General features: G+C 61.1%; 11 protein-coding genes. 10 read left to right on the forward strand and 1 reads right to left on the reverse strand.

Annotation, left to right across the window (positions count from 1 at the left end; genetic code table 11):
- The first annotated feature begins 15 nt into the window (after positions 1-15).
- Together HGI46_RS08510 and HGI46_RS08515 are read left to right on the forward strand one after the other, a co-directional pair.
- Positions 16-429: an MbcA/ParS/Xre antitoxin family protein gene (locus HGI46_RS08510; RefSeq protein ID WP_168903807.1), complete on the forward strand. Its 414-nt coding sequence runs from the start codon at positions 16-18 to the stop codon at positions 427-429.
- The gene (locus HGI46_RS08515; RefSeq protein ID WP_168903808.1) at positions 426-1,160 is read left to right on the forward strand and encodes an RES family NAD+ phosphorylase; all 735 of its coding nucleotides are present in this window, start codon (positions 426-428) and stop codon (positions 1,158-1,160) included. Before HGI46_RS08510 ends, HGI46_RS08515 begins: the two co-directional genes overlap by 4 nt.
- 65 nt (positions 1,161-1,225) lie before the next feature.
- Here HGI46_RS08515 and HGI46_RS08520 read toward each other — a convergent pair whose 3' ends face one another.
- Positions 1,226-1,738, reverse strand: a complete 513-nt coding sequence (locus tag HGI46_RS08520) for a hypothetical protein (protein WP_168903809.1) — start codon at positions 1,736-1,738, stop codon at positions 1,226-1,228.
- Between the two features lie 394 nt (positions 1,739-2,132).
- Here HGI46_RS08520 and HGI46_RS08525 point away from each other — a divergent pair, with 394 nt between their 5' ends.
- The 8 genes from HGI46_RS08525 to HGI46_RS08560 form a co-directional block, all read left to right on the forward strand.
- Positions 2,133-2,429: a hypothetical protein gene (locus HGI46_RS08525; protein ID WP_240946643.1), complete on the forward strand. Its 297-nt coding sequence runs from the start codon at positions 2,133-2,135 to the stop codon at positions 2,427-2,429.
- 14 nt (positions 2,430-2,443) lie between these two features.
- Entirely contained in the window at positions 2,444-3,412 is a 969-nt protein-coding gene (locus HGI46_RS08530) for an MvdC/MvdD family ATP grasp protein (RefSeq protein WP_240946644.1), read from the forward strand.
- A complete protein-coding gene (locus tag HGI46_RS08535; RefSeq protein WP_168903811.1) occupies positions 3,409-4,209 on the forward strand; it encodes a DUF2157 domain-containing protein in 801 nt (266 codons plus the stop codon). The genes HGI46_RS08530 and HGI46_RS08535 overlap by 4 nt, the downstream gene beginning before the upstream one ends.
- Positions 4,210-4,322: 113 nt before the next feature.
- On the forward strand, positions 4,323-4,811 hold the full coding sequence (locus tag HGI46_RS08540; RefSeq protein WP_168903812.1) for a TIR domain-containing protein: 489 nt from the start codon (positions 4,323-4,325) through the stop codon (positions 4,809-4,811).
- 7 nt (positions 4,812-4,818) lie between these two features.
- Entirely contained in the window at positions 4,819-5,979 is a 1,161-nt protein-coding gene (locus tag HGI46_RS08545; protein WP_168903813.1) for a toll/interleukin-1 receptor domain-containing protein, read from the forward strand.
- Between the two features lie 2 nt (positions 5,980-5,981).
- A complete protein-coding gene (locus HGI46_RS08550; protein ID WP_168903814.1) occupies positions 5,982-6,638 on the forward strand; it encodes a hypothetical protein in 657 nt (218 codons plus the stop codon).
- 9 nt (positions 6,639-6,647) lie between these two features.
- Positions 6,648-7,268, forward strand: coding sequence for a toll-Interleukin receptor (locus HGI46_RS08555; RefSeq protein ID WP_168903815.1), 621 nt, complete (start codon positions 6,648-6,650; stop codon positions 7,266-7,268).
- Positions 7,269-7,478: 210 nt separating this feature from the next.
- The coding region (locus HGI46_RS08560) for a ParB/RepB/Spo0J family partition protein (RefSeq protein ID WP_168903816.1) at positions 7,479-8,933 on the forward strand (1,455 nt) is incomplete at its 3' end.

Raw genomic sequence — 8,933 nt, forward strand, 5'->3', positions numbered from 1 at the left:
ATATGGAGAACTGCCATGCTGGCTCTGCAACCCGTTGATACTTCCGTTACCGCCTTCCGTCCCGATCCGATTACCCAGGATGAGGCAGCTGCCATGTTCCGGGCAGTCCTCAATCTGTTCGGCAAGTGGGATCTGACCGACGAACAAGCTGCAACCCTGCTCGACATGCCGGTGCGCTCGTATCGCCGATGGAAGGCGGAAGGTCCCGGGCGGGTTTCGCGCGATGGGCGTGCGCGTCTGTCCAACCTCATGGGCATCCACAAGGCGCTTCGGATCATCTTCTCGGAGGCCACCCGCGGGTATTCTTGGATCAGAGCAGCGAATGAAACGTTCGGCGGAGCCAGTGCGCTCGACGTGATGCTGGGAGGCGAGCTGACCGATATTATGCGGGTGCGTCGCTACCTCGACGCCGAGCGCGGTGGCTGGTGAGCGAAGCGGCGGATATCCCCGTTTCTAGAGTTGAGTGGAAGGGCGCTGTTCGGATCATCCGCAGTGCCTTTCCGCCGATCGACTTGTTCGAAGACATTGCTGATCCAGCCGACTGGCCGCTGCTGATCTCGGCAGAGCAGAAGACCAATCCTCGCATCATGGCAACGATTGGCAATCTTGACCTCGTTCCAGCAAGCCGGCGCGTCGGCGGCAGCGGCGCATCCTACCTGATGGCGCCATTCACCCACGTCAGCACCGACCGGCCAAGCCGCTTTACCGATGGCAGTTACGGTGTTCTCTACGTCGGGGATTGGTTCGAAACTGCGCTGTTCGAGACAATCCACCATCATGCCCGTTTCATGGCGCGAACCCGGGAAGCGCCGGGATGGACCTCGCAGTTCCGCGAAATCATCATGTCGGTCGATGCAGACTTACATGATCTCCGAACTCTGGCGGGGAAGCCGGGTTCGGCGCTCGATCCTGACAGCTACGCTGCATCTCAAGCGCTCGCGCGGCACCTCAGGGGCGCAGGATCGAACGGGATTGCTTACCCGAGCATCCGGCACCCCGGCGGGGAGTGCGTCGCGCTCTTCTACCCGGACTGCGCTTCAAATCCGCTCCAGGGTCGGCACCTCGACTATCACTGGGATGGCGCGCGGGTTGATCTGGTCCGTGATGCGGGATCGGGCGCTGTCTTCCGGATTGTCGATTTGCCGCCCGATCCCGCCTGACCGAACGAGCTGGGTTTCCGGCCGAGTGCTGTAGGATCTCCGAGCGAAGTTGACGGCCAGCAGGCTCATGCCTGCGCACCAGCCTCCACGAGTTCATGAAGGGCCCTGTCTGGCGAAACCGGGCCCTTGTACAACGGGCTACAAGGTGTCTCCGCGAGCTTGGCGGAAACGGCCAGGAGGTCGTCATCATCGCCCTTTTCATAGGCATAGGCTGCCAGCCAGAATTCGGCCTGCTTAACGAACTCGTTGAGGATGCCCACGACACTCCGGTTCGCGGTCTTTGCATACTTGACGGTGTCCATCCGGCAGACTTCCTGAGCGATGAATTCAGATGAGACGCCGTGCTCCCTCAGAACCAGTGCCAATTGTGCCGGGAATCTTCGCGCAAGCGTGGCCGCTGGGGCCAGCGGCATAAGCACTGGAAGCAGCGTGCGCTCAGAAACCAGCAAAGCTATCTGCGGCTTCCAGAACAGGACGGTGGCATACCAGCTGCCCAGCGCGGTGTCGCTCGGCCCAGGCGCACAGATTTCCGGTTTGATCCGATCAAGCAGTTTCTTGGTGCAATGGAGGCGAAACATAGCGTCGAAGGATAGTGTTCGGCGTCCCGCGCGTCCACGGAAGCTGGCGGCCTCGCCGCTAAAATGGCAAGGGCCGACCCAGGACCGGTGGTTCCCAGTAGGCACTATCAACCTACGCTCGTACCGAAACTGGTCGTTGTGAAGTGACGAAAAACTACGCAGCAGCCGCAGACAAAGCCAAGGTTCATGGACGCCACTATTTCTCTGAAACCAGCCCGACGTCGAAGCGGTATGAAATCATTCCCAAGGGTACTTCCTCTATTCCAGTTGTCCCGATATGTTCTCAGCCTGCAGAACCAACCTGGGAATAGAGCCTATGACTTCCTCGTCTTCCGTCGCGTGCAGCGATCCCTTTCTGCTACGCTTTGCCACGCCGCGAGCCTCTGGCGCAGAAATGCCGGGACGCTACTCCGCAGACTTGGACGTGTGGGTGCTCGACTGTGAAGGCGGCGAGCAGCCAATCATCGAAGTCTCGGCTGGCTCCCTTGCGATGACGCAGACCAAAACGATGCAACAGGTCGAATCCGACGACGATGACCCCATGCGATTCGGTGCGATGGAAACCGGCACTTACACGAAGGTCCGTCAGGAATCCGACGACGAAGACGGATCACTGTGCCTACCGGAAATCACCACCAAGACGGACGTCCAGCAGGAGCGCGACGACCAAGCCTCAAATCCCTATTGGTGATTGGAGCGTTCGGCTTGATCCTCATTGTCACCAACAAGCGGGATGTCACCACCGACTTCGTCGTGCTCGAGATGCGGCGGCGCGGGGAGCGCTTCGTACGACTCAATACGGAGGACATGCCACAATACCAGGTGGTGATGGCTGATGGCGATCCAGCGAACCTGATATTCTCCGGGCCTGGAGGGAGGTTCTCGCTCTCCGACGTGACTTGCGCCTACTATCGACGGCCTGGCAGCATTGAGGCCAATGGGACCGAGCCGATCACGGCCTATGTCGTCGCCGAATGGTCTGCAATTCTGCGCAGCTTGTGGAATGCGCTCGAAGATCGATGGCTAAACTCACCGTTTTCGATTCTGCGAGCGGAAGACAAGCCACGACAATTGGCGGTTGCGCGCCGAGTTGGGCTACGCATCCCCGGCACGCTCGTGACCAACGTGTTCGATGCAGCGAAATCGTTCTTCACAGATGGCCCGATGATTGCGAAGCCGCTGCGCCATGCACTGATCGGCGACGGAGAGGCCGGCAGCGTCGTCTTCACTAGCCGCGTCGCTGCACTCGAGGCCGGTGACGCAGAGGCGGTACGACGTGCCCCCATGATCCTCCAACGGGAGGTCACAAAGCTCTCGGATGTGCGAGTGCTTGTTGTCGACAATCGCGTCTTCGCGACACGCATCCTATCGCAGGCGCATGACGAGACCCAGGTGGATTGGCGAAAGGGCGTACGGTTCGACCTTGAGCACCAATTATTTGATTTACCGCCCGATATTGTTTCAGCTTGCATCGCTGTCACACGGGAGCTTGGTCTGCGCTTTGCAGCCATCGACCTGATTGAGGACAGTGAAGGCGCTTTCTGGTTTCTTGAGGCGAATCCGAATGGGCAGTGGGCGTGGATCGAGCAGCGCACGGGGGCGCCGGTCACCGCCGCGATAGTCGATGCGCTCTCCGTCCGCATCGGCGTGGCCGGAGGTAGCCGTGCGGCATGAAAGCGCTCCGCGTCCTTGATTGGATATTCCCGTATATCGAAGGGCTGACGCTCGCCCAGAAGGCGGTTGAACAACAGCGCTACGACTCCGACATTGCCGCAATCGAAGCCGGTAACTACACAGTGAATGACGAGAGAGCACTGGACGAGGCGCAAAAAGTTGCCGCCGCCGAGATAGAGCGGGTTCGAACGGCCGAAGGCAAGGCAACAACCTATCTCGCGGTATTGGCCGCGCTCGTACCAGTGATCATCACACTACAAGCAGCGAACTGGGAGAAGAAGGCCGGTCCTGCCCCCGATGCCGCTCGACTCTTCGTATTAGCTGTGGCGACAATTTACGTTGCGGCAGCCGGCTTCCACGCATTCAAGACTCTCCAAGTCCAGGGATTCCAGAGGGTCGGCGAGGCAGAGATCGCCGCAGCGTGGCAGACGCCAAACCCCCTTCGCAAGCTAACACGTGGAACACTGCTCGCGACACGGCGCTCGCGTGACGCGGTCAACGCGAAGATCACCCGCATCCGAGTGACGCACGAGCATCTGCTGCGCGCGTTCGGAACGTTCGTCCTGCTGCTGCTACTCGACCCGCTATTCTACGCGATGGGCTTCCGTAATGCAGCGCAGGAGTCCGCCAAGCCACAGATTGTGGTAGTCGAGCGTCACCCGCCAGCTCCGGCACCGAGGCCTGCCGGAGTCCCGGCCACCGGTGGTCGGTCGCCAGTGACCGTTCAGCCAGCACCACTTGAGAAGTCGGCGCTGCCAGCTGCTCAGACTACAAGGTGCCCCAATGGCACCAAGTGATGAGGTAGCAGGAGCGCGGCCCCGATTGCGCGCGCCTTTTCTTACGCGCTGTTCGCTGACCATGTTGGGGCGAGCGAGTCATCGCTATTCATCAAGGCTACACGGAGGTTGAAATGGCTCGTAGGGTTTTCTTTAGTTTTCACTACACTCGCGATGTCCGGCGAATTGTCCAAGTTCGCAACTCATGGGTGGTCCGCGCCAAGGGTGAGGCGCAGCCCTTCTACGACGCGGCAGACTTTGAGGAGGCCAAGAAAAGGGCTGGAGGCATCGAGAAGTGGATCGAGGAGCAACTCAAGGGCACGTCCGTGACGGCAGTGCTGTTTGGCGCGGAGACCTACGATCGCGAGTGGGTTCGACACGAGATCAAGCGCAGCTATGAGCTGAAGAAGGGTATCTTGGCAATCGATATCCATAAGGTCAAAGACCCACAGCTCGGGGCCGATAAGAAGGGGAAGAATCCCCTCGACTACTGGCAGGTCGAGCAGAACGGACGGAAGGTGCCGTTAAGCAGCCTCTACAAAACCTACGATTGGGTTGATGACGACGGTTACAACAACATGGCGAGCTGGATCGAGGCCGCCGCCAAGGCGGCAGGGCGCTGAGACACCGATGAGCTTGTATGAACTCGCGATCCTAGGTGCCGCCGCGCCCCACGAGCGGGAAGCCTTGACCGCAAGCCTGCGCGGCATGATCGAAGACTTCGGTCTTAACTTAGATGAACATGTCATTGTGCACGACGGCACATCGGTCGGCGGCCGAGACAAGCGCTCGGCATTCGCCGCCGTATTCTTCGGCGGGGACGATATCGTCGATGTCGACATCGCAGAAGCGCTGGTGCGGGCTAGCGTCCCTCTTATCCCGACCGTGGGGAGAGACGGAGATTTCGGACGTGATGTCCCGGACTTCCTTCAGTCAGCAAACGGTCTCAAGCGGCGGGACGACGATCCTGAGATGACGGAGCTTGCCGCAGCCCTTCTCGAGTGCGTGGGACTGCTTCGTCGGCAGAGGCGTGTGTTCGTCAGTTATCGCAGGATAGAGTCGCGGTCGGCTGCGCTGCAGCTGCACGACCTCCTCACAGCCCGTGGTTTCGACGTTTTCTTGGACACTCATGACATCAGGCCAGGCGATCCCTTCCAGGAAGTTCTCTGGCACCGACTAGTCGATTCCGACGTGATGGTAATGCTCGACACGCCGGGCTATTTTGACAGCCGCTGGACCCGCCAGGAAATCGGGCGCGCGCGGGCTAAGGACATTCAGGTATTAAGGGTGATCTGGCCCGATCATTCGCCCAACAAGCTGACTGACATGGCCGAAACGGTGTACCTCGATCCAGGCGAGCTCGAAGGGCACGATGGACCGATTGCTGCAGGGGTAGCCGAGGATATCGTGCTTCGGGTCGAAAGGCTTCGTAGCCGCAGCATCGCCGCGCGATATCTTTCGATCACGGGAAAGCTCCGCGCCGATGTGGAGAAGATCGGCGCGTCTGTCGAAGGCATCGGGGCGCACCGCGCGATCGCCGTCCGGCTCCTCGGGGACAAAAAGGTCTGGGCCTATCCCATTGTGGGCGTGCCGACGGCGGAAATCCTCAATGACGTTGCCGAGAAAGCGCGGCGCGCCGATCAACGGGAGATCCCGGTGCTCGTATACGATCATATTGGTATTCGGCAGGCATGGAGCACACATCTCCAGTGGCTTGATGAGCAGATCCGGACGGTTCGGGCCATCAAGGTGTCAGAGGCGGGCTGGGCGCTCGCCGGCTGGGAGGATTGATTATGTCAGGCGCCATTTTCCTCTCGGCTGGCGTTCCCGACCCGAAGCGCGGGCCGGAGTATGCTGCCACCGCCGATACAGTAGCGATCGGGGCTGCGGTCTCGGCTCTTGTTCATGTCACGCTCGGCCGCCGCCTTTTGGTCTGGGGTGGCCAACCGGCGATCACGCCGATGATTTGGGTCGTGGCCCAAGACGTTGGTGTGGATTATGGGCGATGGGTGCGGCTCTATCAGTCGCGGCACTTTAAGGACGAATTCCCCGAGGACAACGAGCGCTTCCAGAATGTTACCTTTACCGATGACGTCGACAGTGATCGTGACAAGAGCCTACTCGCGATGCGGGAGCGGATGTTCTCTGACCACGATTTCGATGCTGCAGTGTTCATAGGCGGCATGGGCGGGATCATTCAAGAATATGAGCTATTTCGCCGCCTCCAGCCGAACGCCACGGTGCTGCCCGTCGTCTCGACAGGTGGAGCAACGCTGGAGGTCGCGGCGAGGGCTGGCGTGCTTCCCGCTGATCTCGCCGATGATCTCGACTACGTCGCCCTGTTCCATCGCCACCTTCGCGTGTCCGTCCGGGAGGAGCGCTTCAAGAGCCCTGATGATCAGCCGGTCGATGTCGACGAGCGTTTCTGGCATCCGGCCCCGAAGCCCTGAGGTGACCACATGGCTTTCCTGAGACAGGCCGAGATCCGTGCGAGGGCACTGCGTCGAGCTGGTGCTCTGGGGATAAGCGTCGAGGAAGCACTCAGCTCGGCCGCGCGCCAGCGCATGTCTCGCTATGACATCTTCCTTTCGCAAACCATCCGGGACGCGGAGATCGTGCTGGGCGTATATGATCTGCTGACGTCGGCCGGTTACTCCGTCTTCTGCGACTGGATAGAGGCGCCTGACACCGACCGGAGCAAGGTCACGCCGGCGAATGCGGCACTAATCCGCGCCACAATGGGCGTCAGCGACACCCTCCTGTTCCTTGACACAAAAGGCGCGGATCAATCCCTCTGGATGTGTTGGGAGCTCGGGTGGTTCGACGGCGGGCGCGGCCCTGTGGCTGTACTTCCGGTGCTAACAGAGGGCGAGCGGTACTACCGCGGTCGCGAGTTCCTCGGTCTTTACCCTTACATTGAGGTGGACGAAGACGGGCGCATCAAAGTTGTTCGCCCCGTCGTGGCAGGTCCGAGCGGCATCATGGTATTCGAAGCGCCGAACTGGCGATCATTCGAGTCTTGGAGGAGCGACCCGCGCGACTTCATGCGGCCACGCGTCATGGGAGAGTTTACCCGATAACGGCGTCTACGCTTGACTAGTTTCGTCGTATACAACGCTTCCCAGTCGCAGCGCTAATCGGCATGAACGTCCTAACGATTGTCATCGATCCTTGCCCTGCCGAGCGGGACTTTCGTTGCGAACGCATTAGAGGGGAGGGGGCTCTGCCCTGATTGAGCCATTTGGGCGTCGATGGTCGATGCTCCGGGCTCACAATCAGGAGTGTGTCCCATGATCAAGTCGATCCCGCTGAACAAGCTCGTTCAGTCACCCCGCAATGTCCGACGCCACAATGACCCGGCGGCAGATGCTGAGCTAAAGGCCAGCATCGCCGCCCGCGGCCTGCTGCAAAACCTTATTGTTCGGCCAGCCACCAAGGGCAAGTTCGAGGTCGAGGCTGGGGAGCGTCGCCGGCGCGCGATGCTCGCGCTGGCCGAAGAGAAGCTGCTCGCTCGCGACCATGAAGTCACATGTCTCGTGCTTGAGGATAGTGCTGAAGCGGCCCTCGAGACCAGCCTCGCGGAGAACTTTCACCGCCTCGCCATGAACCCCGCTGACGAAGCCCAGGCCTTCGCGGCGCTCGTGTCTGGGGGGGCGGCTGTCGAAGAGGTTGCCCGCCGCTTCGGTCTGACTGTCCGCTTTGTCGAGGGGCGTCTGCGCCTTGCGACGCTTGCGCCGGTCGTGTTCGAGGCTCTGGCATCGGGCCAGATCACTCTCGACATTGCCAAAGCGTTCGGCGCTACCTCGGATCAGGACATCCAGACGCGCGTATTCGACCAGGTGTCCTCGGGCTATTATGCGCCTAACCCCGACAGTGTCCGGCGTATGGTCCTGTCTGGAACCGTCCGGGGCAGCGATCCGCGCGCCCGTCTCGTTGGCCGCGACGCCTACATTGCCGCCGGCGGGCGGATCGAGCGCGAACTGTTCGACAACGACGACAGCGAATCCTGGGTCGATGTTGCGCTGCTCGAGAGCCTCGCGGCGGCAAAGATGGAAGAGCAGGCCAAAGCCCTCGCCGCCGAGCAGGGTCTCGCTTGGGTCAAGCCGACGCTCGATCCCTATGCCAGCCACGATCTGGTCGAAGGGCTGGTCCGGCTTCCTGCCGAACCTGCGCCATTGACCGACGCAGAATTGGCGAGGCTCGACGAACTCGATGCCTCCTATGACGAGCATGCGGCGATCCTCGAGGATGAGGACAGTGCCGAGGAGGCTGTGGCAGCCGCCGAAGCGGCGATCGAGGCCATCGAACGCGAATGCCAGGAAATCCGCGCCCGCCCGCCCGTCATCGCGCCGGAGCTCAAGGCCGAGGCAGGAATGGTGCTGGTGCTCTCCCGCGATGGCACACCGGTTCTCCAGCCGGTGTTCTACGGCGAGCGTCAGGCTGAACCCACCGAAGCCGACGACGGGATCCAAGTCGTTGCAGGCGAAGAAGGTTCGGACAGGCGCCGGACCACCTTGTCGAAACGTCTGGTCGACGAACTCGCGATGCAGCGCCGCGATGTTCTGGCACTTCACGTTGCATCTGATCCCGGGCTGGCGCTCGACATCATGGTCTTCACCCTCGCCGATGCCGATACCCACGACTGGCGGGCGCGCCCTTCGACCACGCTGCGCGCGCCTGTTCCAGCAGGCCCGATCATCGGCTTCGAAGCCAAGGATGCGCCGGCGAGCAGCGCGCTTGCTGAG

The sequence above is a fragment of the Novosphingobium sp. ERW19 genome (assembly GCF_012641315.1).
Taxonomy (GTDB): Bacteria; Pseudomonadota; Alphaproteobacteria; order Sphingomonadales; family Sphingomonadaceae; genus Novosphingobium.

What these genes read in the sequence shown, in the direction of transcription:
- HGI46_RS08510 (WP_168903807.1), top strand. Translation starts at nt 16, where the DNA reads ATGCTGGCTCTGCAACCCGTTGATACTTCCGTTACCGCCTTCCGTCCC.
- HGI46_RS08520 (WP_168903809.1), bottom strand. Translation starts at nt 1,738, where the DNA reads ATGTTTCGCCTCCATTGCACCAAGAAACTGCTTGATCGGATCAAACCG.
- HGI46_RS08525 (WP_240946643.1), top strand. Translation starts at nt 2,133, where the DNA reads ATGCCGGGACGCTACTCCGCAGACTTGGACGTGTGGGTGCTCGACTGT.
- HGI46_RS08535 (WP_168903811.1), top strand. Translation starts at nt 3,409, where the DNA reads ATGAAAGCGCTCCGCGTCCTTGATTGGATATTCCCGTATATCGAAGGG.
- HGI46_RS08540 (WP_168903812.1), top strand. Translation starts at nt 4,323, where the DNA reads ATGGCTCGTAGGGTTTTCTTTAGTTTTCACTACACTCGCGATGTCCGG.
- HGI46_RS08545 (WP_168903813.1), top strand. Translation starts at nt 4,819, where the DNA reads ATGAGCTTGTATGAACTCGCGATCCTAGGTGCCGCCGCGCCCCACGAG.
- HGI46_RS08550 (WP_168903814.1), top strand. Translation starts at nt 5,982, where the DNA reads ATGTCAGGCGCCATTTTCCTCTCGGCTGGCGTTCCCGACCCGAAGCGC.
- HGI46_RS08555 (WP_168903815.1), top strand. Translation starts at nt 6,648, where the DNA reads ATGGCTTTCCTGAGACAGGCCGAGATCCGTGCGAGGGCACTGCGTCGA.